This is a genomic window from Serratia sp. CY38905 (genome assembly GCF_052168875.1).
GTDB lineage: Bacteria > Pseudomonadota > Gammaproteobacteria > Enterobacterales > Enterobacteriaceae > Serratia > Serratia sarumanii.
This window is the reverse complement of sequence record NZ_JBJNLV010000006.1, coordinates 112,793-128,192: the sequence shown is the minus strand read 5'-3', so window position 1 is coordinate 128,192 and position 15,400 is coordinate 112,793. Positions and strand designations below refer to the sequence as shown.

Sequence of the window (15,400 nt, the reverse complement as noted above, 5' to 3'; positions counted from 1 at the left end):
AGAAGGTGTTACTCAAAACCCAGCAGTTTTTCTTCGAGTTGTTCAACCTGTTGCTGGAGTTTGTCCAAAAAGCGCAGCTTGCGCACGGTGTCGGCGGCGTCCGCCCACTGCTCGCCGTCCAGCTGCTGCAGCATCAGCGCGCTGCGCTGTTTGATGGAGGCGGCCAGCCGCGCGCCGAAATCGGCCAGCAGGCTTTCCGCCTCCGGCTTGCGCTCAATGGCGTCGAGCTCTTCGCGCAGTTCCAGCTGTTCCATCAGGAACGCGGTGTCGCGCATCGTATGCTGTTCGTTACCCAGATCGAAGCCGTGCAAAGATAGCATATACTCCGCGCGTTTTAACGGGTGCTTCAGCGTCTGGTAGGCTTCGTTGATGGTCGCCGCCTGCTGCAACGCCATCAGGCGTTCGCGCTCCGGCTGGTTGGCGAAACGATCGGGGTGAAATTGGCGCTGCAGATCCTGGAAGCGGGACGCAAGCAGGCTGCCGTCCACGGTGTAGCGAACTGGCAGCCCGAATAAAGTAAAGTAATCCATAGCGTGCTCTGGGCGTTAGCGGATGAAGTTCCCCCGCCGAAACGGGGGAGCACGATGGACTGTCAGACGTTGAAACTCTCGCCGCAGCCGCATTCGCTTGAGACGTTCGGGTTGTTGAACTTGAAGCCTTCGTTCAGGCCTTCCTTAACGAAATCAAGCTCGGTGCCGTCAAGGTAAACCAGGCTCTTGCCGTCGATGATCACCTTGATGCCTTTGTCTTCAAACACGATGTCGTCATCGTTGGCTTCGTCAACAAATTCCAGCACGTAGGCCATTCCGGAGCAGCCGGAAGTTCGCACTCCCAGACGCAGGCCGAGACCCTTGCCGCGGTTCGTCAAAAACGCCTGAACACGCTGCGCAGCGCTGTCGCTCATGGTAATAGACATCACAACCTCACACTTCAAATCAAAGCCCGGCGTGGCCGGGCCGACTCAGACAAATTACTCGGCGCTATGCTTGCTCTTATAGTCGGCAATCGCTGCTTTGATGGCGTCTTCAGCCAGGATCGAGCAGTGAATTTTGACCGGCGGCAATTCCAGCTCTTCGGCGATCTGGGTGTTTTTGATCGCTTCAGCCTGATCGAGCGACTTGCCCTTCATCCATTCGGTCACCAGCGAGCTGGAGGCGATGGCGGAACCGCAGCCGTAAGTTTTAAAGCGCGCGTCTTCGATGATGCCTTCATCGTTAACCTTGATTTGCAGCTTCATGACGTCGCCGCAAGCCGGCGCACCTACCATGCCGCTACCGACGGTAGGATCTTCGTTGTCAAAGGAACCCACGTTGCGCGGGTTTTCATAATGATCGATTACTTTTTCGCTGTAAGCCATGACCTTGCTCCTGAAACCTGAGAATTAATGATGCGCCCATTCGATGCTGTTGATGTCCACGCCCTGCTTGAACATCTCCCACAGCGGAGACAGATCGCGCAGACGGCCGATGGATTTACGCACCAGTTGAATGGTGTAGTCGATCTCTTCTTCCGTGGTGAAACGCCCCAGGGAGAAACGGATCGAGCTGTGCGCCAATTCATCGCTCATGCCCAGCGCGCGCAGCACGTAGGACGGCTCGAGGCTGGCGGAGGTACAGGCTGAACCGGAAGAAACGGCCAGGTCTTTCAGCGCCATGATCAGCGATTCGCCTTCAACGTAGTTGAAGCTGACGTTCAGGATGTTCGGTGCGCCGTGCTCCAGATCGCCGTTCAGATACACTTCTTCCATATCTTTCACGCCGTTCCACAGACGATCGCGCAGGGTGCGCAGACGCGCCATCTCTTCGGTCATCTCTTCTTTGGCGATGCGATAAGCTTCGCCCATGCCGACGATCTGGTGGACAGGCAGGGTGCCGGAGCGCATGCCGCGCTCGTGACCGCCGCCGTGTATCTGCGCTTCGATGCGGATGCGCGGCTTGCGGCGCACGTACAGCGCGCCGATGCCTTTCGGGCCATAGATTTTGTGGCCGGAGAACGACATCAGGTCGACTTTCAGCTTGCTCAGATCGATAGGCAGTTTGCCCACGCTCTGGGTGGCGTCAACGTGGTAGATGATACCGCGCGCGCGGCACATTTCGCCGATCGCTTCGATGTCCTGCACCACGCCGATTTCGTTGTTGACGTGCATGATGGAGACCAGAATGGTGTCATCGCGCAGCGCCGCTTCGAGATCCTGCAGGCTGATGATGCCGTTGCTCTGCGGCGCCAGATAGGTCACTTCGAACCCTTCGCGCTCCAGCTGACGGCAGGTGTCCAGCACGGCTTTGTGTTCGGTTTTGCTGGTGATGATGTGCTTGCCTTTTTTCTGGTAGAAATTGGCAGCGCCTTTGATCGCCAGGTTGTCAGATTCGGTCGCCCCGGAGGTGAAGACGATTTCGCGCGGGTCGGCACCCACCAGTTCGGCGATTTGGTTACGGGCGATGTCTACCGCCTCTTCCGCCTGCCAACCGAAACGGTGGGAACGGGAAGCCGGGTTGCCGAAAGTGCCGTCCAGGGTCAAAAACTGCATCATCTTCTCAGCAACGCGCGGGTCAACCGGCGTCGTTGCTGAGTAATCCAGATAAATCGGTAATTTCATTGCTCTTGTGCTCCGTACATCACTTCCAAAAACTAAAATAATTTCGCCAGCTGCTTATGCGCGCAGATTAACGTTGATAGTTTCTTGCGGACGACCGTTGGCCGTGCGGCGCGTATCGTTGTTTTGACGATCCGCCACCACCAGCACTTCCTGGTTGTTGACCAGTTCTGCCAGCGTAATGTTGTTCAGGAACCCGCTGATGCGCTCGCTCAGATCGCGCCACAGGGCGTGGGTCAAGCAGCGATCGCCACCCTGACAGCCTTCTTTGCCCTGGCACCGGGTTGCATCTACCGATTCATCGACGGCAGTGATGACAGCGCCAACGGCGATCTCACCCGCGTCTTTACCCAGCAGATAACCACCGCCCGGGCCGCGCACGCTGGCCACCAGGCCATTCTTGCGCAGACGGGAGAATAATTGTTCCAGATAAGAGAGCGAAATACCCTGGCGTTCGGAAATGTCCGCCAGTGGCACCGGCCCTTCCTGGGAATGCAGCGCTACGTCAAGCATAGCGGTTACGGCATAACGGCCTTTGGATGTCAGTCTCATAGCTCAATGGTTACCTGTTGGTCAAATATGGCCGAAAGTCTGACATTCCTGAGTAAAACAGTCAACTATTTAACCTAGTAATTGACTCAAGTATTAGCACGTTTTGAACTTAGCAAGAACAAAGGTATATAAAATACATGTTATAACCTTTGGATAACTAATACTATTGTCACCCGCCGCTATGCCACATCAATTAATTACCTTGATGTTTATCCTGTTTCTCGATCGACGTCAGCATACCGCGCAGGATATTCAGCTCCTGCCCTTCCGGGCGCGCGCGGGTGAACAGCCGACGCAGGCGGCTCATCACCTGGCCCGGATGGGACGGGCGAATAAAGCCGGTGCGCTGCAGCGTCTGCTCCAGGTGCTGATAGAAACGCTCGAGGTCATCCACCAGCGGGTACGGCGTCTCTTCCAGCTGCGGCGCACCCGCCTGTTGGCGATCGAGGTAAGCCACGCGCACTTCGTACGCCAGGATCTGCACCGCCATCGCCAGGTTCAGCGAGCTGTAGTCCGGGTTGGCCGGAATGGCGACGTGGTAGTGGCACTTCTGCAATTCATCGTTGGTCAGCCCGACGCGTTCGCGGCCGAACACCAGCGCCACCGGCGCGTGCTCGCCCTCGTGCACCGCGCGCACGCCGCATTCACGCGGCTCCAACATCGGCCACGGCAAGGTGCGAGAACGGGCGCTGGTGCCCACCACCAGGCTACAGCCGGCGATGGCGTCATCGAGGGTGTCGACGATAGTGGCGTTGCCGATCACGTCGCTGGCGCCGGCGGCCAGGGCGATGGCCTGAGAATCGGGTTTGATCAGCGGATTAACCAGATAAAGGTTGGTTAAACCCATGGTTTTCATGGCTCTGGCGGTCGAGCCCATGTTGCCGGTATGTGAAGTCTCTACCAGAACAATGCGGATATTGTGCAGCATACAAACTCTGAGCGTGGCGGAAAATCGCAGCATCTTAACACAGCCATAGGCAATTTGCCGAACAGCTGCTATACTTCGCGCCGTTTCCTGTTCTTTAACATCCTAGTTGGAAGATACCCATGCATCCGATGCTGACTATCGCCGTGCGCGCTGCGCGCAAGGCCGGTAACCTGATTGCCAAAAACTACGAAACCCCGGACGCTGTAGAAGCGAGCCAGAAAGGGACCAATGACTTCGTCACCAACGTCGATCGCGATGCAGAGCATCTGATCATCGACGTCATCCGCAAGTCTTATCCGCAACACAGTATCGTGAGCGAAGAACGCGGTGAGCTGATCGGCGAAGATCGCGATGTGCAATGGGTGATCGATCCACTGGATGGCACTGCAAACTTCATCAAACGTTTCCCTCATTTCTCCGTTTCCATCGCCGTACGCATCAAAGGCCGTACTGAAGTGGCCGTGGTTTACGATCCGATGCGCAACGAACTGTTCACCGCCACTCGCGGCCAGGGCGCACAGCTCAACGGCTACCGCCTGCGCGGCACCAACGCCAAAGATCTGGATGGCACCATCCTGGCGACCGGCTTCCCGTTCAAGGTCAAACAGCACGCAACGCCTTACATCAACATCGTCGGCAAGCTGTTCACCCAGTGCGCAGACTTCCGCCGCACCGGTTCCGCTGCGCTGGATCTGGCCTATGTGGCCGCCGGCCGCGTAGACGGTTTCTTCGAAATCGGCCTGAAGCCGTGGGATTTCGCCGCGGGCGAACTGCTGGTGCGTGAAGCCGGCGGCCTGGTGACCGACTTCGTCGGCGGCCACAACCACTTCAGCTCCGGCAACGTGGTGGCAGGCAACCCGCGCGTAGTGAAAGCCATGCTGGCCACCATGCGTGAAGAACTGAGCGAAGCGCTGAAGCGTTAATCGCCAGAAGCGAATCGAAAAAAGCGCTGCCGATGCAGCGCTTTTTTTATGCCCGTTAGCGGGAGAAGGGACGGATGCCGCCGCCGAATTCCGGCTGCGCGCTGACGTACAGCAACAGCCCGGCGGCCAGCAGGATCAGGCCGCCGGCCAGCGCCAACGCCCCCCAGGCCACCGCGCTCCAGGCGGCGGGCGGGCGCGAACGGCTGAGGCGCACAGCCAGCCGGCGGCTGTAATGTACCAGCAGCGCCAGCATCGAGATGGTCAACGAGGTGCCGAACGCCATCGCCAGCGCGGAGATCACTCCCCAGCCGAACACGCCGATCACTTTGGAGAACAGCAGCACCAAAATCGCCCCCGAACAGGGGCGCATGCCCATCGCCAGCACGATGGCGGCCTGAGTGCGCCAGTCGCTTCCCGCCTGCAGCTCGCTGTCGCTCGGCAGATGCCGGTGGCCGCAGCCGCAATTGGCGCTGTGCACATGATCCGCCGCCAGCGGCGTCAGGCTCTTGATGCGCAGCGCCGGCGCCGGGCGCATCGCCTTGATCGCCGCAAACAGGCGTTTCAGCGCGCGCCAACTCAGCAGCACGCCAAGCAGCATCACCAGAATAAAGCTGCCCTTCTCCAGCCAGAAACTGCTTTGGTGCAGCTGGCGCGAAGAGAGCTGCAATACCACCAGCATCAGCGTGACCAGCGCGATCGCTACCCCGCCCTGCACCAGCGAGGCGGCGAAGGTCAGCTTCAGGCTGCTTTTCAGCCGCGCCGGATGGGTAGCCAGGTAGGTGGCGATCACCACTTTGCCGTGGCCGGGGCCGAGCGCATGCAAGACGCCATAGCCGAGGCTGAACAGCATCAGCGCCAGCCCGGCCTGCTGCGGCGCGGCCTTCACCTGCTGCAACAGCCCCGCCATCTGCTGGTGCAGCGCTTTTTGCCACACCACGCTCTGCATCAGCAGCTGCGGCCAATAGTGCCACGCCAGCAGCGCGGCGGCCGCCAGCGCCAGCGTGAACGGCAGCAGCGGCCACAGGCCGAAGGCCCAGTGGCGCCGGCTCGTCGTCGGTTGCGAGAGATTTAACGACATTGCAGCGTCACCCGCTGGGCGAACTGCTGCCCCAGCGCCAGGTCTTCACCGGGCGAGTCGTTCTTGTCGAGCGACAGCGCATAGGCCTGCAGCGACGCATTCGGCTTCGGCGTCATCAGCTTGTAGCTGCACAGCTGCGCCATCTCCGGCGGCAGATGCAGCGCATTTTGGTCTTTATAGGTCATATCCACGAAATAAGTCGGATCGTAAGTAGAAAGTTCGAACGGCTTGCCCGCCAGCGGCTGCGGCTCGGCCAACGGCAGCACGAATTCCAGCACCGCCTGGTTGCCCTGGCGCGACAGGTGATATTCGCTGGGCAAGTTCAGGTATTTCACCGGTTTGCCGTCGCGGTAAAGATCGGTGAAATAGTGCTGCCCCAGCACGTTGGCCATCACTTCCGCCGCCAGTTTTTTCCACACTTCCGAATCGCTCTTGGCGTTTTTCGCATCGTAGAGCAGATCCGCCGAGGTGATTTCATCCATCACCCACACCATTTTCAGGCCGACCAGCCGCTGGTCTTTGGCGACGAAGGTGGTATTCATGTCGATAAAGCTGTGCGGATGAGCGATCGCACCGGCGCTGAACACGGCGCCGAAGGCAGCCAAAAGACGACGTAACTTCATCATTATCCTGTCTTACCTGCGTTTGTTATAACGTAACACAAATAGATGCCTAACGGCCCGCCTCTCCCGGCGATATTTGTGACGAAAGTTGTAAGCCGAAGTAAAAGCCGCGCGGTAATCCTGCCGTCACAAAGCCTTTTGCTATGCTTAGGCATAATCGCAACCTTTTATGCCGGAAGGTGATAATGAGCCTGGACACCTCTCCCGTGCCCGAGCTCTCCGGACAACAACGGCGCTGCCATCTGCTGCTGATGCTGTACACGCCGGAGCCCGAGTTACAGCTGGAGACCCTAAGCCGAATCAACGGCGTCGCCCCCCCGATAACCCGGCAAGATATAGCCGAGGTGGCCAGTGAAATCCAGCGTTTCCATCACCTGGAGATCGCCGTCGATCCCGATCGTGGTTACCAACTGCGGGGCAGCGCGCTCGACCAACGCCTGTGCCTGATCCACTGGCTGCGGCGGGCTCTGCGCTGCAGCCCGCGGTTTGTCGAAGGCGATTTCGCCCCGCGCCTGTGGCAAGCGCTGGCGACCGATGCCGCCCCGGCGTCTGCGCTGACAGAGGCGATCGACGCCTGCGAGCCGCTGCTCAGCCGCCACTTCGATGCGCGCGACCGCCAATTCCTGCAGCATTACCTGCTCTACTGCGCCTGGCAAAATCGCCTGCAGCAGCATCCGCGTTTCGACGCGGTTCAACGCGACTGGCTGCGGAAAAAGCCGGAACAGCAAGCCGCCGCCTGGCTGCATCAGGCCTGCAACCGGCTGTTTAACCAGCCGCCGCAGGCAGACGAGCGCGATTTTTTGGCGCTGACGTTTACCATGTTGAAAAATCACAGCTACCACAGCAACGACTCAGCGCAAGAGCGGAGATTGATGGTGGCGATCGACAGCATGGTCGAGCGCTTCCAGCAACTTTCCGGCATGGCCTTCAGCAGCAAGGCGGAGCTGGTCAGCCAGCTGTTCGCCCATCTGGCGCCGGCGCTGGAGCGCTGCCGTTTCGCCATCGGCATCGACAATATGCTGCTGGAAGAAGTGGTGCGCAAATACCCGCGGCTGATGCGCACCACGCAGGAAGCGCTGAAACCGCTGGAGCAGGAGTACGGCGTGCATTTTTCCAACGAGGAGGCGGGTCTGGTGGCCATCAGCTTCGGCGCCTGGCTGATGCAGGACAACGCGCTGCAGGAAAAGCAGGTGCTGCTGCTGACGCTGGACAACCCGCAGCTGGAAGAGGAAGTGGAATATCAGATCCGAGAGCTCACGCTGCTGCCGCTGAACATCAAGTACCTGCCGCTGAGCGACTATCTGCGCGGCGGAGCGCCGCAGGGCATCACGCTGGTGATCACCCCTTATGCGGCGGTGCACAGCGATCCGCACCCGCCGCTGGTCTATACCGAACTACCGCTGGAAACCCGGCAGCGCCAGGCGATCCGCGCGCTGCTGGAAGCCCCTTAATCAGCGGCTGACGCTGACCGCCGGCGGCCGGATGAACAAGGCCGGCACCGCGACCGCCGCCATCACCCAGAATACCCCGCCCTGCCAATGTTCGAACAGGAACCCGGCAATGACCGTCATGACGGCGATGCCGCCGCCCATCGCCAGCGCCGAATACACCGCCTGCAGTTGGATCACCTCTTGCCCCTGACGCGCGGCGATAAAGCGCATCGCCGCCAAATGGCAGACGGTGAAAGTGCCGCAGTGCAGGATCTGGATCAGCAGCAGCCAGCCCAGCTCGGTGCTGTAGGCCATCAGGCTCCAGCGCAACACGCCGCAGCAGGCGGAGAGCAACAGCAGGTTGCGCGCATTCCAGCGGCGGAACAGCACGTTGCTGCTGGCGAAAATAATCACCTCCGCCACCACGCCCAGCGACCACAGATAGCCGATGGTCGAGGCCGAATAGCCGGCCTCCTGCCAGTAAATGGAGCCGAAGCTGTAGTAGCCGGCGTGCGCCCCTTGCAGCAGCGTGACGCACAGCAGGAAGCGCCAGACCGGCCCTTCTTTCAGCAGCGCCCACAGCGAACGTTCGGTTCCGCTGCGCGCGCGCGCTTCGCCCTGCGGCATGACGCTCGGCTTCAACAGCATGCCCAGCAGCATCGCCAGCACGCTGAAGATCAGGCTGTAGAGAATGGCGTTATGGCCCCATACCGCTACCAGCTGCCCGGTCAGCGCCGAGCCGATGACGAACGCCAGCGAACCCCACAGCCGCACCCGGCCGTAGTCCATACGGATCTGCTTTTGCCAGGTGGCGGCCAACGCGTCGGTCAGCGGCACCAGCGGCGAGAAGAACAGGTTGAAACCCGCTATCACCAGCATCAGCCAACCCCAGCCGTTGCCGAAACAGAAACCGACCGCAAAGGCCAAGGTCAGCAGCGCCAGCAGGCGCAGGGCGGAGACTAAATGAGAGGGATCTTTAACGCGGGGCGCAATCAGTAAGCTGCCGAGGAAGCGGGCCACCAAGCCGGCGCCGAGCAGCATGCCGATGGTTTCGGGCGCGATGCCCTCGCCTTTCAGCCACACGCCCCAGAACGGTAAGAAGATGCCATAGGAAAAGAAGTAGGTGAAATAACTGAGCGCGAGCCAACGCGTGGATTGCAGAACCATGATCCCTCCGGAGTGAGGGCAATACTTTGACAGAGCTCACACCGCCCCGCAATCTTCATTCCACTTCAATGCGTTAGAGTGCCAGACAGCTCACAGTTTGCCGCGAGCGGCCACAAAAAAACCCGCCGCAGCGGGTTTTGTCGGGCGAAAGCGGGATTACGCGTAAACCGGCAGGCGGGCGCAGATATCCAGCACTTTCTTCTTGGTGCGTTCGATGGTGGCTTCATCGTTGATGTTGTCCAGCACATCACAGATCCAACCGGCCAGTTCGCGCACGTCGGCTTCTTTGAAGCCGCGACGGGTGACGGCCGGGGTGCCGATACGCACGCCGGAGGTGACGAACGGGCTTTTCGGATCGTTCGGCACGCTGTTTTTGTTGACGGTGATGTTGGCGCGGCCCAGGGCGGCGTCCGCTTCTTTACCGGTCAGGTTTTTGTCGACCAGATCCAGCAGGAACAGGTGGTTATGGGTGCCGCCGGAGACCACTTTGTAGCCGCGCTGCAGGAACACTTCCACCATCGCCTTGGCGTTGACCGCCACTTGCTGCTGGTAAACCTTGAACTCAGGCTCCATCGCTTCTTTCAGCGCCACCGCCTTGCCGGCGATCACGTGCATCAGCGGGCCGCCCTGGCCGCCAGGGAACACGGCGGAGTTCAGCTTTTTGTACAGCTCTTCGTCGCCGCCCTTCGCCAGGATCAGGCCGCCGCGCGGGCCCGCCAGGGTTTTGTGGGTGGTGGTGGTGACGATGTGCGCGTGCGGTACCGGGTTCGGGTAGACGCCGGCGGCGATCAGGCCCGCCACGTGCGCCATGTCGACGAACAGGTAAGCGCCGATGCTGTCGGCGATTTCGCGCATTTTGGCCCAGTCAACCACGCCGGAGTAAGCGGAGAAGCCGCCGATGATCATTTTCGGCTTGTGGGTTTGCGCCTGCTTGGCCAGATCGTCATAGTCGATTTGGCCTTTGTCGTCGATGCCGTAAGGCACCACGTTATACAGTTTGCCGGACAGGTTGACCGGGGAACCGTGGGTCAGGTGGCCGCCGTGCGCCAGGTTCATGCCCAGAATGGTGTCGCCCGGCTGCAGCAGCGCGGTGTACACGGCGAAGTTAGCCTGGGAGCCGGAGTGCGGCTGCACGTTGGCATAATCGGCGCCGAACAATTCTTTGGCGCGATCGATAGCCAGCTGCTCAACGATATCCACGTATTCGCAGCCGCCGTAGTAACGCTTGCCCGGATAGCCTTCAGCGTATTTGTTGGTCAGCTGGGAACCCTGAGCCTGCATCACGCGCGGGCTGGTGTAGTTCTCAGACGCGATCAGCTCGATGTGCTCTTCCTGACGCACCACTTCCTGCTCCATGGCACGCCACAGTTCCGCATCGTAATCGGCAATGTTCATTTCACGCTTTAACATCCGGCATCTCCTGACTTAAATCAGCTAACTAAAAAATCACCAAATAACTACCCGTTTGGGTTCTGGGCCACAGTGTAAACCGTTTCGCCCCACCGAAGATAGGTCTTGACAGAGGTTTTTACGCAAACGATTGGCATAAGGTGGCGCAAGGCTTTGATCCGCTAAACGCCGCCGTTTATCAACGGACATTTCCTCATGCGAACGATGCGCTTTTTTCATGTTCTGTGAGCGCGATCGACGCCCGAAGAACACCGCAACGAAAACAAGGGTATTTACAAGCGACGCGGAACCCAATAAGATGCATTTAAAATACATCATTACAATTATCGTCAAGATCCCAACCCAAGGAGCGCTTCCATGCTGGATAGCCAAACCATCGCCACCGTGAAATCCACCATTCCCCTGCTGGCTGCGACCGGGCCGAAGCTGACCGCCCACTTTTACGATCGCATGTTCGCGCACAACCCGGAATTGAAAGACATTTTCAACATGAGCAACCAGCGCAACGGCGATCAGCGTCAGGCGCTGTTCGACGCCATCTGCGCCTATGCCGCCAACATCGAGAACCTGGCGGCGCTGCTGCCGGCGGTGGAGCGCATCGCGCAGAAGCACACCAGCTTCAATATCCAGCCGGAGCAGTACAACATCGTCGGCGGTCACCTGCTGGCGACCCTGGACGAAATGTTCAGCCCGGGTCAGGAAGTCCTGGACGCCTGGGGCAAGGCCTACGGCGTGCTGGCCAACGTATTTATCCAGCGTGAAGAACAGATTTATCAGCAGAGTGAAACCGACAACGGCGGCTGGCGCGATCTGCGCGCGTTCCGCATCCTGAAGAAACAGCCGCAGAGCGACGTGATCTGCAGTTTCGTGCTGGCGCCGGTGGACGGCGGCCGGGTGGCGGACTTCAAACCGGGGCAGTATCTGGCGGTCTACATCAAGCACGACAGCCTGGAACATCAGGAAATTCGCCAGTACTCGCTGACCACCTCGCCGAACGGCGAGTTCTACCGCATCGCGGTGAAGCGCGAAGATCAGGGGAAAGTGTCCAACTACCTGCACCAGCAGGCGCAGGAAGGCGACGTGATCTACATCGCCCCACCGCACGGCGACTTCTTCCTCGACGTGGCGCCGACCACGCCGGTGGCGCTGATCTCCGCCGGCGTCGGCCAAACCCCGATGCTCGGCATGCTCAACACCCTGCACGACAGCCAGCATCAGGCGCAGGTCCACTGGCTGCACGCGGCGGAAAACGGCGGCGTGCACGCCTTTGCCGATGAAGTGGCGGATATTGCCGGGCGCATGCCGAATCTGAGCCGCCATGTGTGGTACCGCGAGCCGGGCGCCGATGACGTGGAAGGCCGCGACTACCACAGCCGCGGATTGATGGATTTGAGCGCCCTGCAAGGCAGCCTGGCCGATCCGCAGATGCACTATTACTTCTGCGGCCCGGTGGCCTTCATGCAGTTCGTGGGCAAACAGCTGCTGGAAATGGGCGTAGAGGCCGAACGCATCCACTACGAATGCTTCGGCCCGCATAAGGTGCTGTAATGCTTGCGGAGCGCGGCCGTCAGACCGCGCTCCCTCTTCATTTCGCCTGCAGTTGGCGCGCGTCCTGCACCTGCTGCACCGTCACCGGCGCCGCCTGGTTGCCCCAGCTGCCCCGCAGATAGCTCATCAGATCCGCCGCCTGCCGATCGTTCAACGCCCAGCCGTAAGCCGGCATGTCGAACGCCATCGCCTGCTGCGTGATCGGCGTATGCGCCCCCTCCAGCACCACCCGCAGCGCGGTCAGCGGATTGTCCGCCGTTACCGTGGCATTGCCCGCCAGCGCCGGAATGGCGAAGTCGGTGCCCTCCCCCTTGTTGCCGTGGCAGGTCGAGCAGTACATCGCGTAGGTCGCCTTGCCGCCCGGATTATTCGCCTGTACGGCAGGCGCAGCGGCTTTGGCGGCGGCTTCCGGCGCCAGGCTGCGCAGATACACCGCGATGGCGTTCAGATCGCCGTCGCTGAGGTACTGCGTGCTGTGGGTCACCACCTCGCTCATCGGCCCGGCGACCGCCGCATGGCGGCTGCGGCCGGTTTTCAGCAGTGCCGTCACCTCTTCCGGCGGCAGGCCGCGCAGATTGGAGGCGTACCAGCCGTCCAGCTCGGCGCCGCTCAGGAACACCGGCTCCTTGCCGTCCAGCCCCTTCTCCTGCATCGCCCAGCCGCGCGGCGTGTGGCAGCTGCCGCAATGGCCCGCGCCCTGCACCAGGTAGGCGCCGCGGTTCCACTCGGCGCTTTGTTGCGGATCCGCCTGATACGGCTGGTCGTCGTGGAACAGCTGGTTCCACACCGCCAGCGGCCAGCGCATCGACAGCGGCCAGCTGATGTCGCTGGCGCGGTTGGCCACGTTCTGCGCCGGCACCTCTTTCATCAAATAGTCATACAGCGCGCGCATGTCTTCCGCGCTCATTTTGGCGTACGAGGTGTACGGCATCGCCGGGTAGAGCCGGTGGCCGTCTTTGGCTACCCCCTGGCGCATGGCGCGATCGAACTCTTCGAACGAATAGGCGCCGATGCCGTGCAGCTTGTCCGGCGTGATGTTGGTGGCGTAGATAGCCCCGAGCGGCGTCGGGAACTTCATGCCACCCGCCAATTCGGCGCCGCCCGGCGCGGTGTGGCAGGCGGTGCAGTCACCGGCTTTGGCGACGTATTCCCCGGCCGACATCGCCTGGGCCGAGCCGCCTGCCGCCAGCAGGCTCAACAGGTACAGCGAACGCAGACTCATGCTCCCTCCTTGGCGGCAACCTTGCCGTAGGCCAGTTCATTCACCGCGCGCCACGCCTGATCGATCGCCGAGTTGGCGTACGGGCTCCAGTCGGCATCGGAGTTGGCGATAACGATCTTGCCGATCGGCTGCCGCGCCGTTTCGATGATTTTCGTGGCCTCGTCTTCGTCGTCAAACAGCCCGTTGAGGAAGTAGGAGTAACCGTGCGACCAGCGGTTGACGGTGATCGCCTGAATGTCGCGCTGATGGTCGAAACCGGCCTCGCCCAGCATGCCCTGCAGCTGTTCGCGGATCATCTGCTCGTGCACCTCGAACGGCGTGCCCAGCAGCAGCGCGCGCCCTTTGCGCGACTGCTCACGCGGGCTGAGGCCGCTGCCCGGCAGCGTCGGCACGTACACCATATGCAGGCCGATCGGCCGATCCGGATCGCGCGGGTGCTGATACCCGCCCATGCTCACCGGGTAATCCAGCTTCACGCGGCTGTACGGCGCGGCCGGCGAATAGATCTCGTGCACGCCCAGCTTGATGAACGGTTGCCAGTTGCGGATCACCACCTTGCTGTACACCAGCGGCGACTTGACGTTCTGTTTCAGCGCCTCCTGCTGCTCGTGCGACATCTCCGGCACCAGGTACGGGATCATCATGTTGTAGCCGGCCATCACCACCTGCCCGGCGCGCACCTTGGTCATCTTCTCGCCGGTCATGTAGGTGACTTCCACCTTGTCGCCAACGTTGGCCACGTGCAGCCCGGTGCTGTTCAAACGCAGCTTCACCGGCGATTCCGGCCGATCGAGCTGGCCGTAGTCGAATTTGGCCAGCACCACGTCGTTCATGTCTTTGCCGGCCGGCGCCACCGCCGGGATCAATTTGCGCACCATCAGGCGCGCCAGCGTGGCGTTGCCATCCGGGAAGTGGAACACGTAAGGATCGTCGAGATCCGCCTGCGACTCTTCGTCCAGCGGCGGCAGATTCATGCCGTCAAGGCCCGGCAGATCGCAGATGCGCGCATCGCTGCACGACGTGCCGTCGATGCCCACCGCCTGGAAATCGTTGGTGGTCTGCTGGAAATAACGGATCGCCAGCTCACTCAGGCCCACCTTCTCGCGCAGGAACTGGGTGTAGCTGTGGGTATCGAGCCACTCGACCTTCTGCTCCAGCGTCATCTCCGGCAGATAATCTTTCTTCACCGTATGCAGCGCGATCAACGCCTGGCGATCGCTTTCCGGCAGCGGGAAATCGCCGATGAACGCTTCATAAGAGCGGCCGTTGAGACGATCGCGCGGAATGTCGTCCGCCACCGTGCGGCCCGGATCGCCGCTCACCACCTTGTCGACGCCGAAGTTCTTGCGATCGAAGTAAACCCCGCGGCTCAGGTTCAGATCCGGGTAGAAGGTGGTGTCAAACGCCTGCTCCAGCCGATCGATATCGACGCCGAGATTGCGCAGCAGCCCCATCGCCACCGGGCTGAAGTTGGAGCGCGGCGACTGCAGCGATTCGCTGCCGCCGTAGCCGAGCAGCATGCCATCGTCGGTGTTGAATTCGTTGCGCTTGGCGTGGCCGCCGAAGTCGTCATGGTTGTCGATCAGCAAAATGCGCTGCTGCTCACCTTTCAGCTGCTGCCAGAAACAGGCGGCCGCCAACCCGCTGATGCCGGCGCCGACCACCACCAGATCGAACTCTTCAACGGCGGGCACGCTGCCGAAATCAAAGGTTTTGCCGTCGCGCCCCAACTGGTGCGCATGCTCGAACGAGCCCGGATGGTTACCCCGCAGCCCGGTCAGCGCCGGCGGGTAGTACAGGGTTTGATTGGCGGTTTGCGGCGACGCGCGCAAGATTTGCAGCGGCGTCAACCCGGCGGCGATGGTGATCGCCACCCCGTTGAGAAAATCGCGTCGGGTGATACCCATATAGGCTTCCTTTTTTATT

The 15,400-nt window shown here is 60.9% G+C and carries 15 protein-coding genes; 3 read left to right on the top strand and 12 right to left on the bottom strand.

The window, feature by feature from the left end; translation table 11 throughout:
• Positions 1-8: 8 nt before the first annotated feature.
• From hscB to trmJ, 6 genes are all read right to left on the bottom strand, one after another.
• Positions 9-530, bottom strand: coding sequence for a co-chaperone HscB (hscB, locus tag ACJ8MK_RS15060; RefSeq protein ID WP_086580322.1), 522 nt, complete (start codon positions 528-530; stop codon positions 9-11).
• A 62-nt stretch (positions 531-592) separates the two neighbouring features.
• Positions 593-916: an iron-sulfur cluster assembly protein IscA gene (iscA, locus tag ACJ8MK_RS15055; protein ID WP_004941410.1), complete on the bottom strand. Its 324-nt coding sequence runs from the start codon at positions 914-916 to the stop codon at positions 593-595.
• Between the two features lie 54 nt (positions 917-970).
• Entirely contained in the window at positions 971-1,357 is a 387-nt protein-coding gene (gene iscU, locus ACJ8MK_RS15050; protein ID WP_033635600.1) for a Fe-S cluster assembly scaffold IscU, read from the bottom strand.
• A gap of 24 nt (positions 1,358-1,381) precedes the next feature.
• Entirely contained in the window at positions 1,382-2,596 is a 1,215-nt protein-coding gene (gene iscS, locus ACJ8MK_RS15045; RefSeq protein ID WP_033654284.1) for a cysteine desulfurase, read from the bottom strand.
• 54 nt (positions 2,597-2,650) lie between these two features.
• Complete coding sequence (gene iscR, locus ACJ8MK_RS15040; RefSeq protein WP_004941404.1) at positions 2,651-3,145, bottom strand: Fe-S cluster assembly transcriptional regulator IscR; 495 nt, start codon at positions 3,143-3,145, stop codon at positions 2,651-2,653.
• 193 nt (positions 3,146-3,338) lie between these two features.
• Complete coding sequence (gene trmJ, locus ACJ8MK_RS15035) at positions 3,339-4,073, bottom strand: tRNA (cytosine(32)/uridine(32)-2'-O)-methyltransferase TrmJ (RefSeq protein WP_025303916.1); 735 nt, start codon at positions 4,071-4,073, stop codon at positions 3,339-3,341.
• Positions 4,074-4,192: 119 nt separating this feature from the next.
• Here trmJ and suhB point away from each other — a divergent pair, with 119 nt between their 5' ends.
• The gene (gene suhB, locus ACJ8MK_RS15030) at positions 4,193-4,996 is read left to right on the top strand and encodes an inositol-1-monophosphatase (protein ID WP_004941400.1); all 804 of its coding nucleotides are present in this window, start codon (positions 4,193-4,195) and stop codon (positions 4,994-4,996) included.
• Between the two features lie 55 nt (positions 4,997-5,051).
• Here suhB and ACJ8MK_RS15025 read toward each other — a convergent pair whose 3' ends face one another.
• Together ACJ8MK_RS15025 and ACJ8MK_RS15020 are read right to left on the bottom strand one after the other, a co-directional pair.
• Positions 5,052-6,074, bottom strand: coding sequence for a nickel/cobalt transporter (locus tag ACJ8MK_RS15025; RefSeq protein ID WP_074027036.1), 1,023 nt, complete (start codon positions 6,072-6,074; stop codon positions 5,052-5,054).
• A complete protein-coding gene (locus ACJ8MK_RS15020) occupies positions 6,065-6,700 on the bottom strand; it encodes a DUF1007 family protein (RefSeq protein WP_033651572.1) in 636 nt (211 codons plus the stop codon). The genes ACJ8MK_RS15025 and ACJ8MK_RS15020 overlap by 10 nt, the downstream gene beginning before the upstream one ends.
• A gap of 182 nt (positions 6,701-6,882) precedes the next feature.
• On the opposite strand from ACJ8MK_RS15020, the gene csiE reads away from it, so the two are divergent.
• Positions 6,883-8,148, top strand: a complete 1,266-nt coding sequence (csiE, locus tag ACJ8MK_RS15015) for a stationary phase inducible protein CsiE (RefSeq protein WP_103830219.1) — start codon at positions 6,883-6,885, stop codon at positions 8,146-8,148.
• Here the strand turns inward: csiE and ACJ8MK_RS15010 are convergent, their stop codons facing one another.
• Together ACJ8MK_RS15010 and glyA are read right to left on the bottom strand one after the other, a co-directional pair.
• Complete coding sequence (locus ACJ8MK_RS15010) at positions 8,149-9,294, bottom strand: 3-phenylpropionate MFS transporter (protein WP_033648923.1); 1,146 nt, start codon at positions 9,292-9,294, stop codon at positions 8,149-8,151.
• Between the two features lie 156 nt (positions 9,295-9,450).
• Positions 9,451-10,704 carry a serine hydroxymethyltransferase gene (gene glyA / locus ACJ8MK_RS15005; RefSeq protein WP_004941389.1) on the bottom strand — a complete coding sequence of 418 codons (1,254 nt, stop codon included), beginning with the start codon at positions 10,702-10,704 and terminating at the stop codon, positions 9,451-9,453.
• A gap of 357 nt (positions 10,705-11,061) precedes the next feature.
• Here glyA and hmpA point away from each other — a divergent pair, with 357 nt between their 5' ends.
• A complete protein-coding gene (gene hmpA / locus ACJ8MK_RS15000; RefSeq protein WP_033648924.1) occupies positions 11,062-12,252 on the top strand; it encodes an NO-inducible flavohemoprotein in 1,191 nt (396 codons plus the stop codon).
• A 37-nt stretch (positions 12,253-12,289) separates the two neighbouring features.
• On the opposite strand, the gene ACJ8MK_RS14995 is transcribed toward hmpA, so the two are convergent.
• On the bottom strand, positions 12,290-13,474 hold the full coding sequence (locus ACJ8MK_RS14995; protein WP_103830220.1) for a c-type cytochrome: 1,185 nt from the start codon (positions 13,472-13,474) through the stop codon (positions 12,290-12,292).
• A complete protein-coding gene (locus ACJ8MK_RS14990) occupies positions 13,471-15,381 on the bottom strand; it encodes an NAD(P)-binding protein (RefSeq protein WP_103830221.1) in 1,911 nt (636 codons plus the stop codon). Before ACJ8MK_RS14990 ends, ACJ8MK_RS14995 begins: the two co-directional genes overlap by 4 nt.
• Positions 15,382-15,400 lie beyond the last annotated feature (19 nt).

What these genes read in the sequence shown, in the direction of transcription:
- csiE (WP_103830219.1), top strand. Translation starts at nt 6,883, where the DNA reads ATGAGCCTGGACACCTCTCCCGTGCCCGAGCTCTCCGGACAACAACGG.
- ACJ8MK_RS15020 (WP_033651572.1), bottom strand. Translation starts at nt 6,700, where the DNA reads ATGATGAAGTTACGTCGTCTTTTGGCTGCCTTCGGCGCCGTGTTCAGC.
- hscB (WP_086580322.1), bottom strand. Translation starts at nt 530, where the DNA reads ATGGATTACTTTACTTTATTCGGGCTGCCAGTTCGCTACACCGTGGAC.
- iscU (WP_033635600.1), bottom strand. Translation starts at nt 1,357, where the DNA reads ATGGCTTACAGCGAAAAAGTAATCGATCATTATGAAAACCCGCGCAAC.
- ACJ8MK_RS14995 (WP_103830220.1), bottom strand. Translation starts at nt 13,474, where the DNA reads ATGAGTCTGCGTTCGCTGTACCTGTTGAGCCTGCTGGCGGCAGGCGGC.
- ACJ8MK_RS15025 (WP_074027036.1), bottom strand. Translation starts at nt 6,074, where the DNA reads ATGTCGTTAAATCTCTCGCAACCGACGACGAGCCGGCGCCACTGGGCC.
- ACJ8MK_RS14990 (WP_103830221.1), bottom strand. Translation starts at nt 15,381, where the DNA reads ATGGGTATCACCCGACGCGATTTTCTCAACGGGGTGGCGATCACCATC.
- glyA (WP_004941389.1), bottom strand. Translation starts at nt 10,704, where the DNA reads ATGTTAAAGCGTGAAATGAACATTGCCGATTACGATGCGGAACTGTGG.
- hmpA (WP_033648924.1), top strand. Translation starts at nt 11,062, where the DNA reads ATGCTGGATAGCCAAACCATCGCCACCGTGAAATCCACCATTCCCCTG.
- iscS (WP_033654284.1), bottom strand. Translation starts at nt 2,596, where the DNA reads ATGAAATTACCGATTTATCTGGATTACTCAGCAACGACGCCGGTTGAC.
- iscA (WP_004941410.1), bottom strand. Translation starts at nt 916, where the DNA reads ATGTCTATTACCATGAGCGACAGCGCTGCGCAGCGTGTTCAGGCGTTT.
- iscR (WP_004941404.1), bottom strand. Translation starts at nt 3,145, where the DNA reads ATGAGACTGACATCCAAAGGCCGTTATGCCGTAACCGCTATGCTTGAC.
- trmJ (WP_025303916.1), bottom strand. Translation starts at nt 4,073, where the DNA reads ATGCTGCACAATATCCGCATTGTTCTGGTAGAGACTTCACATACCGGC.
- suhB (WP_004941400.1), top strand. Translation starts at nt 4,193, where the DNA reads ATGCATCCGATGCTGACTATCGCCGTGCGCGCTGCGCGCAAGGCCGGT.
- ACJ8MK_RS15010 (WP_033648923.1), bottom strand. Translation starts at nt 9,294, where the DNA reads ATGGTTCTGCAATCCACGCGTTGGCTCGCGCTCAGTTATTTCACCTAC.